16 protein-coding genes are annotated in these 19,401 nt (G+C 62.5%); 5 read left to right on the top strand and 11 right to left on the bottom strand.

The window, feature by feature from the left end:
- Window positions 1–203: 203 nt before the first annotated feature.
- Genes AU074_RS20345 through AU074_RS20355 form a run of 3 tightly spaced genes read left to right on the top strand, consistent with a single transcriptional unit; the run spans window position 204 to window position 3,493 of the window.
- On the top strand, window positions 204–1,739 hold the full coding sequence (locus AU074_RS20345; RefSeq protein ID WP_076016244.1) for an NAD(P)/FAD-dependent oxidoreductase: 1,536 nt from the start codon (window positions 204–206) through the stop codon (window positions 1,737–1,739).
- A complete protein-coding gene (locus AU074_RS20350) occupies window positions 1,736–2,635 on the top strand; it encodes an SDR family oxidoreductase (RefSeq protein ID WP_076016245.1) in 900 nt (299 codons plus the stop codon). Before AU074_RS20345 ends, AU074_RS20350 begins: the two co-directional genes overlap by 4 nt.
- Before the next feature lie 15 nt (window positions 2,636–2,650).
- Window positions 2,651–3,493 carry a metal-dependent hydrolase gene (locus tag AU074_RS20355; protein ID WP_076016246.1) on the top strand — a complete coding sequence of 281 codons (843 nt, stop codon included), beginning with the start codon at window positions 2,651–2,653 and terminating at the stop codon, window positions 3,491–3,493.
- Between the two features lie 6 nt (window positions 3,494–3,499).
- Here AU074_RS20355 and AU074_RS20360 read toward each other — a convergent pair whose 3' ends face one another.
- Together AU074_RS20360 and AU074_RS20365 are read right to left on the bottom strand one after the other, a co-directional pair.
- Window positions 3,500–4,138: a ribonuclease T2 gene (locus AU074_RS20360; protein WP_076016247.1), complete on the bottom strand. Its 639-nt coding sequence runs from the start codon at window positions 4,136–4,138 to the stop codon at window positions 3,500–3,502.
- Between the two features lie 36 nt (window positions 4,139–4,174).
- Window positions 4,175–5,155, bottom strand: coding sequence for a Gfo/Idh/MocA family protein (locus AU074_RS20365; protein ID WP_076016248.1), 981 nt, complete (start codon window positions 5,153–5,155; stop codon window positions 4,175–4,177).
- A 141-nt stretch (window positions 5,156–5,296) separates the two neighbouring features.
- On the opposite strand from AU074_RS20365, the gene AU074_RS20370 reads away from it, so the two are divergent.
- On the top strand, window positions 5,297–5,659 hold the full coding sequence (locus AU074_RS20370) for an NUDIX hydrolase (protein ID WP_076016249.1): 363 nt from the start codon (window positions 5,297–5,299) through the stop codon (window positions 5,657–5,659).
- On the opposite strand, the gene AU074_RS20375 is transcribed toward AU074_RS20370, so the two are convergent.
- The 9 genes from AU074_RS20375 to AU074_RS20415 form a co-directional block, all read right to left on the bottom strand.
- Window positions 5,656–6,369, bottom strand: coding sequence for a transporter substrate-binding domain-containing protein (locus tag AU074_RS20375; RefSeq protein WP_076016250.1), 714 nt, complete (start codon window positions 6,367–6,369; stop codon window positions 5,656–5,658). The genes AU074_RS20370 and AU074_RS20375 overlap by 4 nt on opposite strands.
- Entirely contained in the window at window positions 6,362–9,013 is a 2,652-nt protein-coding gene (gene acnA / locus AU074_RS20380; RefSeq protein WP_076016251.1) for an aconitate hydratase AcnA, read from the bottom strand. Before acnA ends, AU074_RS20375 begins: the two co-directional genes overlap by 8 nt.
- Window positions 9,010–10,203, bottom strand: a complete 1,194-nt coding sequence (rocD, locus tag AU074_RS20385) for an ornithine--oxo-acid transaminase (protein ID WP_076016252.1) — start codon at window positions 10,201–10,203, stop codon at window positions 9,010–9,012. The genes acnA and rocD overlap by 4 nt, the downstream gene beginning before the upstream one ends.
- 164 nt (window positions 10,204–10,367) lie before the next feature.
- Window positions 10,368–11,486 carry a succinylglutamate desuccinylase/aspartoacylase family protein gene (locus AU074_RS20390; RefSeq protein WP_076016253.1) on the bottom strand — a complete coding sequence of 373 codons (1,119 nt, stop codon included), beginning with the start codon at window positions 11,484–11,486 and terminating at the stop codon, window positions 10,368–10,370.
- A gap of 207 nt (window positions 11,487–11,693) precedes the next feature.
- Entirely contained in the window at window positions 11,694–12,947 is a 1,254-nt protein-coding gene (locus AU074_RS20395; protein WP_076016254.1) for an OprD family porin, read from the bottom strand.
- Between the two features lie 112 nt (window positions 12,948–13,059).
- On the bottom strand, window positions 13,060–14,703 hold the full coding sequence (locus AU074_RS20400; RefSeq protein ID WP_076016255.1) for an ABC transporter ATP-binding protein: 1,644 nt from the start codon (window positions 14,701–14,703) through the stop codon (window positions 13,060–13,062).
- Window positions 14,700–15,578, bottom strand: coding sequence for an ABC transporter permease (locus AU074_RS20405; protein WP_076016256.1), 879 nt, complete (start codon window positions 15,576–15,578; stop codon window positions 14,700–14,702). The genes AU074_RS20400 and AU074_RS20405 overlap by 4 nt, the downstream gene beginning before the upstream one ends.
- Window positions 15,575–16,516 carry an ABC transporter permease gene (locus AU074_RS20410; RefSeq protein ID WP_003208135.1) on the bottom strand — a complete coding sequence of 314 codons (942 nt, stop codon included), beginning with the start codon at window positions 16,514–16,516 and terminating at the stop codon, window positions 15,575–15,577. Before AU074_RS20410 ends, AU074_RS20405 begins: the two co-directional genes overlap by 4 nt.
- A 2-nt stretch (window positions 16,517–16,518) precedes the next feature.
- A complete protein-coding gene (locus tag AU074_RS20415; RefSeq protein ID WP_076016257.1) occupies window positions 16,519–18,078 on the bottom strand; it encodes an ABC transporter substrate-binding protein in 1,560 nt (519 codons plus the stop codon).
- A gap of 389 nt (window positions 18,079–18,467) precedes the next feature.
- On the opposite strand from AU074_RS20415, the gene AU074_RS20420 reads away from it, so the two are divergent.
- Entirely contained in the window at window positions 18,468–19,382 is a 915-nt protein-coding gene (locus AU074_RS20420) for a LysR substrate-binding domain-containing protein (protein ID WP_076016258.1), read from the top strand.
- Window positions 19,383–19,401: the final 19 nt, after the last annotated feature.

A 19,401-nucleotide genomic window follows, 5' to 3' on the forward strand; every position in this document is an offset into this window, starting at 1 on the left:
CCCTCGTCCGTCGGATAAGTCGCACTTGAGGAACTGGGTCGTAGCCTAGACGAAATTTTCAGGTAGATTATTTAAAATCTTTTTTAAAATAATAAATTCAATTTTTCTTTGCAATGGTGTTCTATCTAAAAGCCAAAACAAAAACAAGGAGCACATCCGATGTCGAAACCCGTAAGGCGCCACTGGCCCACGAGGGACAGCCTATGAATGCCCATGACACCGTCGACATCGCCGTCATCGGTTCCGGATTTGCCGGGCTGTGCATGGCGATCAAACTCAAGGAAGCCGGGTTCAACGACTTCTTTATTGCCGAGCAGGCCGATGCCCTCGGCGGCACCTGGCGGGACAACCACTACCCTGGCTGCGCCTGCGACGTGCAATCCCATGTCTATTCGTTTTCCTTTGCACCCAACCCGGACTGGACGCGGCAATTCGCGCCCCAGCCGGAGATCCGCGCCTACCTGGAACAGTGCGCCCAACGCTTCGAGCTGGCGCCGTTCCTGCGCTTTGGCATGGGGCTGGAGAAGGCGGTGTTTGATGAGGCGCAACAGCGCTGGAGCTTGAGTTTCAGCAATGGCCGCCAGGTCAGCGCGCGGGTGCTGGTGTCCGGGATGGGTGGCTTGTCGCGCCCGGCGCTGCCGGACATTCCCGGCCTGGACAGCTTCAAGGGCAAGCGCTTCCACTCCCAGCAGTGGGACCACGACTATTCGTTGAAGGGCAAACGCGTGGCGGTGATCGGCACCGGCGCCAGTGCCATTCAGTTCGTGCCGCAGATCGCGCCGCAGGTGGCCCATCTGGACCTGTTCCAGCGCACCCCGCCGTGGATCATGCCCAAACCCGACCGGCCGATTTCACGCGTCGAGCGCTGGGCCTTCAAGCATCTGCCCTTCACTCAGCGCCTGGTGCGCGGTGCGTACTATTGGGCGCTGGAAGGCCGCGTCGTGGGCTTCGCCCTGCACCCGCGCCTGATGAAAATGGTGCAGAAAATCGCCGTGCGCCACCTGCACAAACAAGTGGCCCGCCCTTCCCTGCGCAAGACCCTGACCCCGGACTACACCATCGGCTGCAAGCGCGTGCTGATCTCCAACGACTACTACCCGGCACTGTCGCGCAGCAATGTGCAGGTGGTGACCGACAACGTGCTGCGCATAGAGGCCGATGGGGTGATCACCGCCGACGGCATCAAGCATCCGGCCGATTGCATCATCTTCGGCACCGGCTTCCAGGCCACCGATCCCCTGCCCCGGGACTGCATCATCGGCCGCCACGGCATCGACCTGATGGACACCTGGCAAGACGGCGCCCACGCGTACCTGGGTACCACAGTGCCGGGCTACCCGAACCTGTTCCTGATTGTCGGCCCCAACACCGGGCTGGGGCATAACTCGATGATTTTGATGATCGAGGCCCAGGTCACCTACATCCTCGATGCCTTGCGCCAAATGCAGCGCCATCGCATCGCCACGGTGGACGTCAAGCCCGTGGTCGAACTCGCCTACAACGCCAGGCTGCAGGACCGACTCAAAGGCACCATCTGGACCACCGGCGGCTGCAAGAGCTGGTACCTGGACCCGCGCACCGGCAAGAACACCACGCTGTGGCCCGGTTCCACCTGGCGTTTCAAGCAGGTCACCCGGCATTTCGCCCTCAAGGACTACGTCGCCAGCCTGGTGCCGGTGCCGTCCACCTCGCGCCCGGCCGCAAATCCCCACCCCACCGCAGAAGGGAGCCTGTCATGAAGTCATTCAACGGCCGCGTGGCGGCCATCACCGGCGCGGCGTCAGGCATGGGCCGCGCGTTGGCCCTGACGCTGGCGCGTGAAGGCTGCCACCTGGCGCTGGCGGATAAAAACAGCCAGGGCCTGGAGCAGACCGTCGCGCTGATCAAGGCCCAGGTGCTTGCGCCAGTGCTGGTGACCTCGCAGGTGCTGGACGTTTCCGACCGCCAGGCGGTGGAGGACTGGGCGGCCCGCTGCGCCGCGGAACATGGCCAGATCAATATGATCTTCAACAACGCGGGCGTCGCGCTGTCCAGCACTGTCGAAGGCGTGGATTACACCGACCTGGAGTGGATCGTCGGGATCAACTTCTGGGGCGTGGTCTACGGCACCAAGGCCTTCTTGCCTTACCTCAAGGCCAGCGGCGACGGCCATGTGATCAACACCTCCAGCGTGTTCGGCCTGTTCGCCCAGCCGGGCATGAGCGGCTACAACGCCACCAAGTTCGCCGTGCGCGGCTTTACCGAATCCTTGCGCCAGGAACTCGACCTGCAAAAAAGCGGGGTCTCGGCCACCTGCGTGCACCCCGGCGGGATCCGCACCGACATCTGCCGCAGTAGCCGAATCGACGCCAACATGACCGGCTTTCTGATCCACAGCGAACAGCAGGCCCGAGCCGACTTTGAAAAGCTGTTCATCACCGACGCCGACCAGGCCGCCAAAGTGATCCTGAACGGCGTACGCAAAAACAAACGCCGCGTGCTGATCGGCCGCGACGCCTACTTCCTGGACCTGCTCGCCCGCTGCCTGCCGGCCGCCTATCAAGCGCTGGTGGTGTTCGCCAGCAAACGCATGGCGCCCAAACATCGCAGTGCGCCCTCGCCCGTCCTTGAAACCAACGAAGAGCACCGTCTCTGAACTGGAGTACCGACCATGCTGCCGATTCGCCGCGACCTCCGTTTTGCCCTGCCGGCCGAACGCATCAAGAACTGGCATGAACAAGGCCCGTTCATCACGCACTTTTTCAACGCGCTGTCGTTGCTGTTTCCACAGGGCGAACTGTTCTTCATGGACAGCGTGCGCCACTATCGCCAGCGCATCGAAGACCCGGAACTGAAGAAGGAAATCCAGGGGTTCATCGGCCAGGAAGCCATGCACAGCCGCGAGCACGTGGCCTATAACGACCTGCTGCAAGCCGCCGGGCTGCCCGCGCATACTCTGGATCGCCGGCTGAAGATGATCCTCGACGCGCAAAAGAAGTACATGCCCGCCTCGTTCAATCTGGCGGTGACCATTGCCCTGGAGCATTACACCGCGATGCTCGCGGAAATCCTCCTCAGCGACCCGTCGCGGTTCGGTGATTCGGTCAAGGGTTATCAGCAGATGTGGTACTGGCATGCCCTGGAAGAAACCGAGCACAAGGCGGTGGCCTTTGATGTGTGGAACAGCGTGATCAAGCCAGGGCCCCTGCGTTATTTACTGCGCACCGGCACCATGCTGACCACCACGCTGCTGTTCTGGGTGGTGATCTTTGATTTCCACCTGCGCCTGCTGTTTGCCGACCGGCGTTCAGGCGGGCATTTGAAGGGCTTCTGGCGGATGCTCAAGTTTCTCTATGGGCCCAAGGGTGTGTTTCCGCGTATGGCGTTGCCCTGGTTGCATTACTTCAAGCCCGGGTTTCATCCCTGGGACCACGACAACCGGGCGCGCCTGGCGGGCATTGACCAATTGGTGGAAGAGATCGAGCAGACCCATAAAAGTTATGGGCCCGCCTGAGTCCGCTTAACGCTGGGTCGGGATACGAATGTCGCCATCCCGGCACTGGCTTTTGACGCTGCGCGGGCAGCCGGCGAATGCCAGGTCCTTGGTCAGGCACACCCGCACTTCGGTCAGCACTGCGCCCTTGCAGATCACTGCAAGGCCGTGGTTGCCCATGGCCGGGTTGCTCTCGCGAAACAGCGCTTCAATGTCCCGCGCAGCGAGGCCGCTGGGGACATTGAAGGGTTCCAGCTGCTGCGGGATCTTGACCACGCCCAGCGCCGCGTCGGTCTTGTCCAGATAGGCTGATGCCTCAAGCCCGCTGCAGGTGCCGTGCTTGGCCCATTCGTGCTTGAGCAGCTTGGGCGACGGGAACAACGTCTTGCCCCGAGCATAGTCGGCATCCGACAAGCGCGACTGCGGCGCACAGGACGCCGGCCAGCCACCCTTCGCGTATTGCGGCCACAGCCCATGCAGCACAAACCCGTAGCCCTTGCCCGAACATTGCTGGTCGTCGGGGTGCGTCAGGCAGAAGGTCGGCGACCAGGACAACGACAGCACGTAAAGATCAAACTCCCCGGCCTGCCCCTGGGCCCGCGGCGCTGCCGTCGCGGCACTTGCCAGTACCCACCACAACACAATCCAGGCTGCTTTGATTTTCATCCGTTCATTCCTTAAAAACAGAAAATTGAAGCACTGCTAGACCGCCAGGTTGGGGTTACGTTGTAGCACCCGGTCCATGACCCGATCGGTCTTCAACGCCTCGATCGCCAGCGCCGGGTGTTTGCTCTCGCCGCGAATATGCGCGTTCATCCCGAGTACGTGATGCCACTGGATATGCGCATGATTGGGCACCTCCAGCGCTTCGCTGGTCTCGCCCTCAAGCCGCAACGGCGCCTCATCGAACACCGAGAACGTGATGCGGCCCTTGCTGCCGATCATCTCCACCAAGTCCTCGCGACGGTCCGCGACAAAGTTCCAGCAGCCCATGCCCAACGCGCCCGAGGCGAACGTCCAGCAGGCGGTGACGGCATCTTCGGCGGCGTAACGCCCGGCCTGGCGCGCGGTAAACCCGGCCACATCGACGATATCCCCGACCAGGTACTGGAACAGGTCAAAACCGTGGCTGGCCAAGTCGGCAAAATACCCGCCGCCGGCAATCAGCGGGTCGGTGCGCCAGTTGGCACTGCTGGCATCGTCTTCAGACGGCGGCTTGCACAAGGTCCAGGTCAGATGGCGCAACTCGCCGATGCGCCCGTCCTGCAGCCAGTCCCGCACCTGCTGGAAGCGCGGCAGGGAACGCCGGTAATAGGAGACAAACAGGTGCAGTCCGGCCTGCTCGAAGGTGCGTTGCATCAACGCGCTTTGCTCGGCATTCAGCGACATCGGTTTTTCGACGCAGCAATGCTTGCCCGCAGCGGCCACCATCAGGCTGTATTCGAGGTGGCTGTCGGGCGGCGTGGCGATGTAGACCGCGTCCACTTCCGGGTCGTCAATCAGCGCCTGGGCGTCGGTGTAGAACCGGGCAATGCCATGGCGTGCCGCATAATCGCGCACGGCTTCCTCGCGGCGCCCCATCACGGCAACCAGCGCCGAACCTGGCGCTTTGTAGAAGGCGGGTCCACTCTTGAGTTCAGTGACACTGCCACAGCCGATCATGCCCCAGCGTACGGTGTTCATCTGCATCTCCTTCAGGTGAGGTTTTTTCGATGGGGCAGTATCGGTGTTTTCCGGCCCCCTCTCCAGCCTGCCGGATAAAGACTGAGCATGACAATTGCATTACACTTTTATGACAATCATCTCACTGCGGGGGCACAGACGATGAAAATAAGGGCTACGGTGATTTGCGAGCACGACGGGCACATCCTGTTCGTGCGTAAAGCCCGATCGAAATGGGCACTGCCCGGCGGCAAGGTCGAGCGCGACGAGCGGCCAGTGGGCGCGGCCGCGCGGGAACTGGAAGAGGAAACCGGGCTGAACGTCGACGGTTTGCTGTTGTTGCAGGAACTGAAGGCCAGCGACACGCTGCACCACGTGTTCGAGGCGTCGGTGGTGAATATCGACGAAGCCCGGCCGCTGAGTGAAATCAAGGAATGCCAGTGGCATCCCTTCACCCAGATGAAAGACCTGGACACCACCCAGGCCACCCAGAAAATCGTCAAATCTTTCCTGCGCCGTCTCTAAGGAGCCGCCAGCTCCGGGCTTTGCCTACTGCGCGACAACGCCTGTTTTACCAAGCCATTGGCTTTCTGCCGTTCGACAAAGGATTTGACGAACGCGGCAGCGGCTGCGTGCGCCACCGGTACCGCGACGGCCTGGCTGATGCTCATGAAGTCATCGTCCAGCAGGCGCCAACGCCCGTCGACCCGGGTTCGCAGGTAATCCCGAACCCCGGCCGCCGCATTCAACCCTTGCTCGATAAACAGGTCCACCGCCCCCGCCGAGGTGGGCGCGCGTACCAGTTCGGCGTGTTGCACCGTGCGGCTCAGGTACAGGTCATACGCGGCGCCCTGGCCGACGGCAATGCGCTGGCCGGGAGCATCGAGTTGCGCAACGCTGCTTAAAGGAGAATTAACCGCCACCAGGTACGTGCCCTTGATGATGACGTAGGGCGCGCTGAAGGCGATTTCCTGCTCGCGCACCGGCTCGATGGCCAGGAACGCCACGCGCCAGATGTCGTCAGCCAGCGCGGCGAAGACCTTGCCTGCGGCTTCAAACGTGACTAATTCAAGCCGCACACCCAACTCATCGGCCAGGGCCGTGGCCAATGCCACCGACACGCCCTGGGGCTCGCCGCCTTCACCGCGCTGGGCCAGCACCGGGTTGCCGAAGTTGATGGCCGCCCTGAGCACGCCCTCGGGGGCCAGTTGTTGCAGTACCTGCGGGTCAATCATTACGCGCTCCTTGAACAGTTCTTTGCACGGTCTTGCGAATCACAAAGGGCAAGACGCCGCCGTGTTCAAGGTAACCAAGCTCTTGCTGCGAGTCGAGGCGCAAGGTCAGCGCGGTGCGCGCTGTTTCACCAGCGGCACGCTCAATCAGCAAAGTAATCGGGTTCTCGCCGACCCGCAGGTGATCCAGGCCAAGGAAGTTCAGGGATTCACTGCCATCAAGGTTCAAGTCCTGCACCGATGCGCCCTCATCGAACACCAGCGGCAACACGCCCATGCCGATCAGGTTGCTGCGATGAATCCGTTCGATACTGCGGGCCACCACCACCTTGATCCCCAGCAGGGTCAGGACCTTCGCCGCCCAGTCGCGGCTGGAGCCGGCGCCGTAATTGATCCCCGCAAACAACACCGTCGGCGTGCCGGCATAGCTCTGCGCGGCGAGGTACAGCGGCAGGTAGTCGCTGTGGTCGGCATTCCAGGCCCAGACGCCCTGGCGCGGGGGCTGATCGCTGGACAGCAGGTTACTCAGGCGCGGGTTGGTAAACGCGCCGCGCACCATCACTTCGTGGTTACTGCGGCGGGTCGAATACTGGTTGAAGTCCGCCAGCGCTTCACCGCGCTCACGCAGCCAGTGCCCGGCCAGGCTGTCGGCGGGAATGCTGCCCGCCGGGGAGATATGGTCAGTGGTGACATTATCCCCCAGCACCACCAAGGCCCGGGCGTTGCTGATGGACAACGACGAAGCCGGCGCCGGCGTTACCCCGGCGAGGTAGTGCGGGCGGCGCAGGTAAGTGGAGTCCGGGTGCCAGGCAAACTGCACACTGCCGTCGGCTTCCAGCGCCTGCCAATGGTGAGTGCCTTGCCACAGCAATTCCTGGCGCTGCCGGAACAGCGCCGGGCGCACCACCTGCGCCACTTGCGCAGCCACCTCGGCTTCGCTGGGCATCAGCTCATGGAGGAACACCGGTTGGCCCTGGGCATCCCTCGCCAGGGGCTGGGCCGACAGGTCAATGTCGATGCTGCCGGCAATCGCATAGGCCACGCACAACGCGGGCGATGCGAGGTAACCGGCGGGGACTTTAGGATTGACCCGGCCTTCGAAATTGCGATTGCCGGAGAGCACCACCACCCCCTTCAAGCCTTGCTGGGCGAAGGTTTCCACATGGCTTTCAAGGCTGCCGGAATTGCCGATGCAGGTCATGCAGCCAAAACCCGCCAGGTCGAAACCCAGCGCGGCAAAATCCTCCAGCAAACCGGCGGCCTCAAGGTAGTCGGCCACCACCCGCGAGCCCGGGGACAGCGACGTCTTGACCCACGGCTTGCGTGTCAGCCCACGGGCGCGGGCGTTGCGGGCGAAGAGCCCGGCCTGCACCATCTGCGCCGGGTTGGCGGTGTTGGTGCAACTGGTAATCGCGGACATGACCACCGCGCCATGGGTGATGGGCACCTGGAACGACGGCTCGAAGAAATCCTGTGGGTCAGCGCTCACGTGTTGATGAAACGAGGCGCCAGCGTCTGCCAGCGACTGGCGCTGATGTGGCTGATGTGGCCCGGCGACGCTTGGTTCCACCTGCGCCAGATCCAGCTCGATCAACTCATCGAACATCGGCTCGGGAACGTCTTCCCGGCGCCATAGCGATTGCGCCGACATGTAGGCCGACACCTTGTTGATCAAGGCTTGCGGGCGCGCACTCAGGTTCAGGTACGCCAGCGTCTCGTCATCAAACGGGAAAAACACCACGGTGGCGCCGTATTCCGGGGCCATGTTCGCCACCGTGCCCCGCGCTGCCCAACTCAGGGACGGCAAGCCCGGCCCGGTGAACTCGACAAACTTGCCGACCATGCTGCGCCGACGCAGCAACTCGGTCACCGTCAACGCCAGGTCAGTGGCCGTCACCCCGTCGCGCAACGCGTTGGTGACACGAATGCCCACCACCTGCGGATAAGGAATCGGCACCGGCTCACCGAGCATCGCCGCCTGCCCTTCCAGCCCGCCGACGCCCCAGCCCAGCACACCGATGGCATTGATCATCGGTGTGTGGCTGTCGGTGGCAACCATGCAGTCCGGATGCAACAGCACGTGGCCGTCACGCGGCGCGCTTTCCCACACCACCTGGGCGATGGACTCCATGTTCATCTGGTGAATGATGCCGGTGCCCGGCGGGATCACCTTGAAGTTGTCGAGGCTGGCCTGGGCCCACTTGATAAAGCGGTAGCGCTCGCTGTTGCGGCGAAAGTCGATGTCCAGGTTGGCGTCTACCGCGCCGGCCTCGGCGTAGTGCTCGACGATCACCGAATGGTCGATGGTCAGCACCGCCGGGATCGACGGGTTCACCGCCCGTGGATCACCGCCCAGCTCGGCCACTACGTCGCGCATCCCGGCGAAATCCGCCAGGGCCGGCAAGCAGGTGGTGTCGTGGAACATCAGCCGATTGGGCTGGAATGGCACCTCGCAATCCGGCCCGTCGCCGATGGCCCTTGCTAACACCTGGGGCAGTGATAACGGGGCACAACGGGCGATGTTTTCCAGGAGGATGCGCAGGGAATACGGCAGCCGCTGCAGTTGTGTCGGGCTTAGCATCTGGTGCAGGTCGATCCAGGCGAAGCGCTGACCGTCGATGTCGAGGTGGTTGAGAAACTCGCTCATAGCTGTTTGAACACCCGCTCGATACGCTCGAGGCCCCAGTCCAGCTCTTGGCGGGTAATGGACAACGGCGGCGCAATGCGCAGCACGTTTTCGTGGGTTTCCTTGGTCAGCAGACCTCCGGCAAGCAGGGCTTCGCAGATCGGCCGGGCATCGCGGTCCAGCTCCACACCCACCCACAAGCCACGCCCGCGTATCTCGCGAATAGCCGGCGAGTTCATTGCCTTCAGGCGCTCCACCAGGTACTGGCCCAGTTGCGCGCTGTTATCGATCAAACCCTCCTCTTCCAGCACCTTCAACGCTTCAAGGCCGATAGCCGCTGCCAACGGGTTGCCGCCGAAGGTCGAGCCGTGGCTGCCGGCGTCAAACAGATCCATGATCGAGTGATCAGCCACGAACGCCGACACCGGCATGATCCCGCCGCCCAGGGCTTTGCCAAGGATCAACGCGTCGGGGCGAATGCCTTCGTGCTGGAAGGCAAACCATTTGCCGGTGCGGCCCAGGCCAGACTGGATCTCATCGAGGATCAACAAGGTGTTGGTCTCGTCGCACAGCTGGCGCAGTTCCCGCAGAAAGCCGGCGGGTGGCACGCGAATGCCGGCCTCGCCCTGGATCGGCTCGATCAGCACCGCGCAGGTGTCGGTGGTAATGGCCTGGCGAAAGCTCTCGATGTCACCGAAGCGGGCCTCGGTGAAGCCGTTGCAGAATGGGCCGAAGTCAGCTTTGTAGTCAGCCTCCGAGGAGAAGCCGACGATGGTCGAAGTGCGGCCGTGGAAGTTGTTGTCGGCCACCACGATGTTTGCCTGATTGGCCGGGACGCCCTTGATTCGGTAGCCCCAGCGTCGGGCCGCCTTGATCGCGGTTTCCACGGCTTCGGCGCCGCTGTTCATCGGCAGGGCCGAGTCGAAGCCAGTGATGCGGCACAGGGTCTTGAGAAAGTTACCCAAGGGCTCGCTGTAGAACGCCCGCGACACCACGCTGATCTTGTCGATCTGCGCCACGGCGGCGGCGCGGATGCGTGGGTGGACGTGGCCGTGACTGACGGCGGAATAGGCCGACATCATGTCCAGGTAACGCTTGCCATCATCACCAATGGCCCATACGCCCTCGCCCTTGACGATCACCACCGGCAAGGGGGAATAGTTGTGGGCGCAGAATTGGTTTTCGAGGGTGATTGCCGGGTTGGGGTGCATGAGGGATGTCCTGCCAAATAAATAGTAAATGAACAACAAAGATCCAATGTGGGAGCGGGCTTGCTCGCGAATACGGTGGGTCAGTCAGCACATGCATTGACTGGCACACCGCATTCGCGAGCAAGCCCGCTCCCACATTTTGCCCCTATTCCATAGCGGGCAAATCAGGCGCTGAGTAGCTTGCCGCTGCGAATCGGTGTGGCACCGGATACGCGCCCCAGCGGATCGCCGGGTTTGACGAAGCGCACGTCGCGGCGCATGTACAGCACGCCCGTGTTATGGCTGACAACAGTCGTGGTCTGCCCACTGTGGGGATCAACAATATCGAACAACGCCTGCCCCGCCTCGATCCGGCTGCCCACCGCCGCGCGGTGCACCAGCACCCCGGCACTCGGCGCGTAGAACTGTTCGCTGCCGGCCAGCGGCGTCGCGGGGTTACGCAGGGCCGGCAATGGCCGTGGCGTACCTTCAATGGCGCCCAAATGCGTCAGGTAATCAATAATTGCCGTGGCGTCATGTTCAGCCAATTCATAAGACACATCGCGCTGGCCGCGATGCTCGACGGTCACCGCCACGCTGCTGTCCGGAATCGGAAACCGATCACCAAACCGCTCGCGCAGGTTGACCCACAGCAGGTACAGCGCCTCATCGAACGAATTGGCCTGGGAATCGGTGGCCAGCAACGAGGCTTCAGAGCCGATGTAACGCGCCAGCGGCTCCACGGTCGCCCACACCGCTTCGCCGGTGTACACATGCATCGCCGCTTCGCGGGAGCAGTGCAGGTCCAGCACGATATCGGCGTCGTGGGCCAGCAGCATCAGGGTGCGTTGCAGCGACTGGAATTCGTCCAGCGGCCGGGAGTCCTGCAGGCACTCGCCCCAGGCCTGGCGGATCAGTTGGCGGTTGGCGTCGATGTCCGGCCCCAGCAGGTGCTCGATCTTGTCGGCGATCGCCTGGTACGGCACCGGGAAGCCCCGATTGTAGTTGCGCCCGCTGGCCAGTTCGAAACGCCCGCTTGGCGCGCCCATGATGTATTGGCTGAGCCCAGCCGGGTTGGCCACGGCCACCAGCACGATTTCTGCATTCAGGCGGTTGGCATTTTCCAGTTCCGCCAGTTGCCGACGCAGTTGCGCGGCAACCAGCAGTGCCGGGGTTTCGTCGGCATGCAGCGCCGCCTGGATATAGATTTTTCGCCCTGCACCCACTGCACCGTAATGCTCACTGTCCACGTGCCTGTGGGTACCTTGTGTCGCTTGCAGCAAGGGGTGTGATTTAAGTTTCATAAACCGGGAATCTCGATATTCGAGTGATGAACGCTGAAGAAATATTAACGAGCCGGCGTGATCGTCTGTAAGGGCGGCCCACACTATCTTGATCTGGTAATCCGATCAGTGCGGGAGCGGGCTTGCTCGCGAAAACGGAGTGCCAGTCGCCGAATGCATTGACTGATCCACCACCTTCGCGAGCAAGCCCACTCCCACAAGAGCCTGTTACCAGAGCGCCAGGGTGTAACCCAACATCACGCGGTTTTCGTTAACGTCGTTGAAGTAGTTACCTTTGCTCATTGCGTTGCGCCAGCGCATCGACACGCCCTTGAACGGCCCGTTCTGCACCACGTAGCCCAGGTCCAGGTCGCGCTCCCACTCGCGGCCTTCGCGGTTGAAGCCGAGCACCTCGGCCGAATCACCCTTGGCGTACTTGATGCCAAACAGCAGGCCCGGCAGGCCGAGGTCGGCGAAGTTGTAGTCGTAGCGGGCGTGCCAGGCGCGCTCCTTGGTCTGGGTGAAGTTGCTGAACTGGTACTCGGTGAACAGGTAGCTGATGGAGCCATCCAGGTAGGTAAACGGCGTGGTGCCGTATTGCTGCTGGAAGCCGCCGCCGATGCTGTGGCCGCCGTACTGATAGGTCAGGCGGCTACTCAAGGCGCTGTTGTCGACCTTGCCTGCCAGGCCCGCACCGTCCTTGTCGGACTTGAAGTAGCGCACGTCGGTTTTCAGAGTGCCCGGCCCCAGGCCGAAGTTGTTCTTGAAGCCCACGTATTGCTGCTGGTAGATGCTGTCCAGCGCCGCGAAGTGGTAGCTGAGCAAGGTGTTTGGGGTCAGCGAATAGTCGCCACCGGCAAAGCGAAACTGGTCGCTCAGCGCGGTGCTCTTGTAGACCTTGCTCACCGTGGTCAGCTTCATGTCTTCGTAGTTGGTGGAGTCACGGTCCTTGGCCTGGTCGATCTGCCCGAGGGTGATTTTCAGGTTGCTGATGTCGTTGGACACCAGCTGGGTGCCGCTGAAGGACTGCGGGAACAAACGGCTGGTGTTGGGTTGCAGGATCGGAAGGTCCGGTACCAGGTAGCCCACACGCAGCTCGCTTTTGGCGAAGCGGGCCTTGGCGGTCACCCCAAGCTTGGAGTACTCGTCGGAGACGTTTTTGTCGCTGTCACGCTGCAGCAAACCGGTGCCGGACAGCCCCGGGCTGGAGTCGAGTTTCACCCCCAGCATGCCGGTCAGGTCCAGGCCAAAGCCCACGGTGCCTTCGGTGAAACCGGACTTGATGCCGAGAATAAAACCTTGGGCCCACTCGGCGCGCATCGACTGGGAGGCCGCTTCCCGGTAGTCACGGTTGAAGTAGTAGTTCTTCAGTTCCAGCGTACCGCTGCTGTCCTTGATGAAGTCCGCATGGGCCAGTGACGGGACCAGCCCGCTGCTGACGACGCCGACGCCGGTGATCAGTTGAGTCAGGGATTTTTTCATTTTTTTAGCTCCTGGCAGTGTGGTGGGGGTTGGTGTTTTTATTGTTCTTCGGGCATGGCTTCGCCGTTCGCGCAAATCAGCGATATGCGCGGCGGGTGATGCCTGTCCTGGGTTACAGCGCTAGCGGTACGGGGCCCTGGCGGATGCGGTAGCCACCGTTTTCAAGTTTCTCCAAAGGGCTGGCAGCGGCCAGCAGCTTGCGGGTGTAAGGGTGTTGCGGGCTGTCGAAGATCTGGTCGCGGGCGCCCATTTCCACCACCCGGCCCTCGCTCATCACGGCTACCCGGTGGGCGATGCGTTCCACCGCTGCCAGGTCGTGGGAGATAAACAGGCAGGCAAAGCCGTACTGCGCCTGCAGGCGTTCGAACAGCTCAAGAATCTGCTTCTGGATGGTCATGTCCAACGCCGAGATCGGCTCATCGGCAATCACCAGTCGCGGGTGCCGCACCAGCGCCCGGCCGATGGCCACGCGTTGACGCTGGCCACCGGACAACTGGTGCGGAAAGCGCTCGACAAACTGCTCCGCCAAGCCGATGTCCACCAGGGTTTTCGCCACCCGCTCACGACGCTGCGCGGGCGTCATACCGGGCACATGGCGCAGGGGTTCGGCGAGGATGTCACCGATCTTCATCCGCGGGTCGAGGGACGAATACGGGTCCTGGAAAATCATTTGGCATTGCAGGCGATGGTCGCGGTTGCCGGCCTTGAGAATGTCCACACCCTCAAACTCGATGGCGCCGGAACACGGGCTGTTCAGCCCGACAATCGCCCGGCCCAGAGTGGTCTTACCCGAGCCGCTGCCGCCCACCAACGCCAGGGTTTCCCCCGGTGCGATGGACAGGTTGGCCGAATGCACCACGCGCTTGAACTGGCTGCGGCCCCAGAGTCTGCGGGGCCCCGGGTGCTCAATGCACACGTCCTTGACCGTCAGCAACGGCCGGTCGGCCTTGGGCAATGGCGCCAGGGTGCCGCGCCGAGGCAGGGCTTCCAGCAGTTGCCGGGTGTACTCGGCCTTGGGCGCCAGCAGGATCTGTTCGATAGTGCCCTGCTCCACCGCGCGGCCTTCGCGCATCACCACCACTTTGTCGGCGTAGCGAGCCACCAGTGACAGGTCGTGGCTGATAAACAGGATCGCCGTGCCCTGCTCGCGGGTCAGGTCGAGCATCAGCTTCAACACGTCCAGTTGCGCCAGGCAATCCAGGGCCGTGGTGGGCTCGTCGGCAATCAGCAAGGCCGGGCGCAGCAGCATCACCGAGGCGAGCATGATGCGTTGGCGCATGCCGCCGGAGAACTCGTGGGGAAACGCCGCCAGGCATCGTTCGGCGTCCTTGATGCCGATATGCCCGAGCATTTCCAAGCTGCGCTCACGGATCTGCGCGTCCGTCAGCTTGGTGTGCAGGCGCAACCCTTCGGCCATTTGCTCGCCGATGCTCATGGACGGGTTGAGGGACACCATGGGTTCCTGGAACACCATGCCGATCTTCGCCCCACGCAACTGGCGCAGTTGCTCAGGCGCAAGGCTGCCAAGGTCATGGCCCTGGAAGCGCACCTGGCCGCTGCATTGCTCAAGCGGCGGTGGCAGCAGGCCGATGGCGGCGCGGGCGGCCATGGTCTTGCCGCTGCCGGACTCGCCCACCAGCGCCACGATTTCGCCGGGGGCGATGGTGAAGCTCAGGTCGTTGACCGCCAGCGGGCCGTTGGCCCCCACGCGGATTTTCAGCCGGTCGACTGCCAGAAGGATGTCAGTCATGGTCATTTACTCATCCGTGGGTCGAGACGATCGCGCAAGGCATCGCCACACAGGTTGAACGCCAGCAACGCCATGGCGATGCAGACACCGGGAAACAGCCCCAGCCAACTGGCCGTGGCGATATACGGCCGGCTGGCGGCGAGCATGTTGCCCCAGGTGGCAGCCGGCGGCGGTACGCCCAGGCCGAGGAAACTCAGGGAGCTTTCCGCCAGGATCGCCCAGCCGAACATGCTGGTAGCCAGCACGCACACCGGCGCCACGCAGTTCGGCGCGATGTGCCGCAGCATGGTGTACAGCTCGGAGTTGCCGATCACCCGCGAGGCTTCGACAAACTCCTTCTCCCGCAATGACAGCACCGTGCCGCGCACCACCCGCACCACCGATGGCGTGTAGGCCAGGCTCAAGGCGAAGACGATGCCGTACAGGCTCGGGCCGATGATTGCCATCAAGCCCAAGGCCAGCAGGATTCCGGGAAACGCCAGCAAGGCATCGTTGACCATCATCAGGCCACGGTCGACCCAACCCCGCAGGAACCCGGCCAGCAGGCCAAGCACCGTGCCGGCAGTAATCGCCAGCGTCACCGTCAACACACTCACCCACAGGCTGGTGTGCGCGCCAATCATCAAGCGGCTCAGCACGTCGCGGCCGTATTCGTCGGTGCCCAGCCAGTGCGCGGCGGTGGGCGCCTGCAAGCGCGCCAACAGGTTCAGGGCCAATGGGTCATGGGGCGTCCAGACCAGGCCCAGCAAGGCCATGATCAACAACAAGGCCAGCAGCAGCGCGCCGATCAACGCGTTCAGCGGCGGAACACGCCAGGCCCTGGGGACACGCGCCGGTGCCGGCAACAGCACCTCGGGTGCGGCAGGTAGAGGCTTATTCATAACTTAACCCTGGGGTCGAAGAGCGGGTACAGCAGGTCCACCAACAGGTTGACCAGCACATAGACAAAGGTCACCAGCAGCAGGCAGCCTTGCAGCACCGGGTAGTCCCGGGCGTAGATAGCGTCGACCATCAGCCGGCCGATGCCTGGCAGGGTGAACACCGTTTCGAGCACCGCGATACCGCTGAGCAGGTTGCCGAGGATCAGGCCGATCAGGGTCAGGGTCGGCGCAAACGAGTTGCGCAGTGCATGGCGCCATAACACCGCCCGCTCCGACAACCCCTTGGCCCGGGCGTGGGTGATGTATTCCAGGCGCAGCACTTCAATTGCACTGGCGCGGGCCATGCGTGTGATCGCACCGAGTTCCACCAACGTCAGAGTGACGATCGGCAGCACGATAAAACTCAAGGCTTGCCACGGCGATTGGCCGAACGACACGTAACCCACCACCGGCAGCCAGCCGAGCTTGATGCCGAACGCGTAGAGCAACAGCAATCCCAGCCAGAAGCTCGGGATCGACAGCAACAAAGTGGCGGTAGATACCACGCCAAAGTCCAGGGAACTGTTCTGTTTCCACGCCGAGAGCAAGCCCGCCGGGACCGCAATCAACGCCGCGAGCAACACCGATACCAGTACGATCCCGGCACTCACCTGGAAGCGGTCAAGAATCAGCGGCAACACCGCTTCGTTGGTGGTGATGGAATGCCCGAGGTCACCGCTGAGCACTGCCTTGAGCCAGATCACAAACTGCAGCGGCAGCGGCTGGTCCAGGCCCAGGGACGCGCGGGCGACCTCCAGGCTGTGGGCATCGGCCATGTCGCCGAGCATCAGCAGCGCCGGGTCACCGGGCACCAGGCGGATGATCGCGAACACCATCAGCGAGATCAGCAGCAAGGTCGGGATCGACATCGCCAGCCGTTGGAAGATGAAACGCAACATCCTCAGTTACTCCCGGTCGCAGGCACGCTGACGGTCCACAAGCGCGGCTTGGACACCGGCCAGGTGCGCAGGCCTTTCACGTAATCACGGCTGGCTGCAATCGCATTGCCGTTGTACATCGGGATCATCGGCACGTCCTTGAGCATCTGCTGATGCAGTTGGTCGAACAAGGCCTGGCGCTTGGTGATATCGCCTTCACGCTGGGCTTCACGCAGCCATTCCTGAGCTTGGGGGTTGTCCCAGACCTTGCGCGCTTCCTTGTCCTTGTTGCCGGTCATCGAGTCGAAACTCAGGGCCGGGTCGAGGCGTTCGGAGTACGGGAAAGCCATCATCTGGTAGTTACCGGTCTGGTAGCGCTCCAACTGAGTGCCCCACTCCAGGGTTTCCAGTTCCAGGTTGAGGCCGCTGGCCTTGGCCATGGCTTGCACGAACACGCCCATGTCGAAGATCGCGGCGTAACGTTTGTTGACGATCAGCTTGATCGGCTGGCCTTTATAGCCGGCTTCCCGCAGCAGCTGTGCGGTCTTGGCCGGGTCGAAATCGAAGCCCTGATTCTCGACGGCCTGATGGTAGTGGCTACCGCTGGCGACCATCGAGTTGTTGGCCTGGGAACGGCCACCGGTCAGGGCGGCGACGATTTGTGCGGAGTCCAGCGAGTGGGCGATGGCCTGGCGCAGGCGCACATCTTTCAGTAAGGGGTCGCGGGTCTGGAACAGCAATGCGTTGACCGACATGGTGCCGCTGGAGGTGACCTTGATGCCCGGGTTGGCGGCCAGTTCGGTAGCGTCCAGGGGCGTAACGTCAATCAGCAGGTCGACGTTCTTCGACAGCAACGCCGCCTTGGCCGCCGCCGGGTCGGGGATCACCAGCAGGCGTACACGGTCGAGGGTCGTGGTTTTATTGCCGGTGTAGCCATCCGGTTCTTTCTCGTCACGCGGGGTGTAGTCGGCGTTGCGCAGCAGGTCGATGTATTGACCGGGTTTCCATTCGCCCAAGCGGAACGGGCCGGTGCCGATGGGCGCTTTCCATTGGCCATCGACCACCGAGTCGGGGTGCAGTATGCCGCTGCCACCGCACTCCGGCAACGCGGTGCTGGTGAGGAACAGGCCGTTAGGCTTGTCCAGAGTGAACACCACGGTGAGTGGATCCGGGGCGCTCATGTCGACAATCTTGGCGCCGCCATGGCCGTCGAATTCCGGGGCGCAGCGCCATTGGGTTTTCGGGTCCAGGTAGTGCTTCCAGGTCCATAACACTTCGGCAGAGGTCAACGGCGCACCGTTCTGGAACTTGACTCCGCTGCGCAGATGGAAGGTGTAGCGCAGGCCATCGTCGGACACCTGCACGTCCTTGGCCAGCAGCGGGCCGACGGTGGCATCCTCACGGAAGGCCACCAGTCCTTCGGTAATGTGCAGGATGACGGCGTCGGAGTTGGTGTCACGGTTGACGCCTGGCTCGGTGCTGCGAATGTCAGCGTTCAACGCGACTCTCAACAGATTCTCGGCGTGGGCAGTGCCCATCAGCGCGGCGGACAAGGCGCCAGCCAGGATTAAAGTCTTGTTCATGATAAATGCACCTTGAATGATCCTTACGCTTGGGTTCGGACGCTGGCAGGACCCAAAAAGAGGCACGGCCGAACACCTGAATAGTTGTTGTTGTTTTAGTCGCTGATAACGGTGTGCGAATGTTCCTGGACCGATCTTATTCGCCACCCAATGAGCTTGAGAAGAACGCTCCGAGTGATCGGGCTCGGTTTATCCGATCATCAACCGTCCATGTGCCGCCCTGGGCTTACCGTACCGAGAAACCAGGGCCTGTAGCGGGAAAAAATGCGATTTCAATGATCAGAAATAATGATCGCGATCGCTCATACCGATCTGTGCGCACCTATAGTCATCAGATAAGCTGGCTGGCATTCAATGGTTTAAATGCAGCACTGACTGAGCCGACTGTCATGACCCTCACCCATCTTCGTGCGTTCTGCTCCGTGGTTGAAAAAGGCAGCTTCCGTTCTGCCGCACGCCAGCTGGATGTGGCGCAAAGCACCCTGACCCAATCGATCCAGACCCTGGAAAAGGAACTCGGGGTGGTGCTGCTGCAACGCTCCAACCAGGGCATCAACCTGACCCCCGCCGGCGAGGTGTTCCTGGCCCGTGCCCGCTCCATCACCCTCGACTGCGAACGCGCCCTGCTCGACCTGCAACCCTGGAAAGGCGAACCCGAAGGCCATATTGCCCTGGGCGTGACCTCCGAACCCTTGGCCGAATTGCTGCTGCCCGTGCTGAGCAACTTCACCCAGCGCTTCCCGCGCATGCAGGTACACGTAGCCAGCGGAACCACCAAGGGCCTGGTGGAAAAAGTCCGCGATGGCCGCCTGGATTTCGTGCTGTGCCCGCTGGCGCCGAACGTTGCTGATATCGACCTGGCCATCGACCGACTCTACAGCTCCAACGCCGGCATTATTGCGCGCAAGGGCCACCCGCAAGCCCAGGCAAAATCCGTGCAAGCCCTTACCGACTGCCAGTGGATCAGCGTGCGGCCGGCCGGCGTGGTGGGCGGTGCGGAAAACCGCTTGATCGAACTGTTCCGCACCCAAGGCCTGGCGCCGCCGAAGATCGCGATCACCACCGATTCGTTGCTGGAAACCCTGCACATCGTCTCGGAAACCGATTACCTGACCATCGAGCCGCGCATGCTGCCGGGGATGAAGCTGTTTTCCAGCGCCCTGACCACTATCGCCATCGAAGAACCGCTGGCGACGCGCGATGTGTGCCTGATCAGCCGCCGTTCATCACCGCTCACCAGCGTCAGCCAGGAGCTGACCAGCATGCTGATTTCCTATTCGCGGCTGGTGCACCGCAGCCGTTGACTCCCCTCTCCCCCACGAG

Origin of the sequence: Pseudomonas sp. ATCC PTA-122608 (genome assembly GCF_001952855.1) — a bacterium.
Taxonomy (GTDB): domain Bacteria; phylum Pseudomonadota; class Gammaproteobacteria; order Pseudomonadales; family Pseudomonadaceae; genus Aquipseudomonas.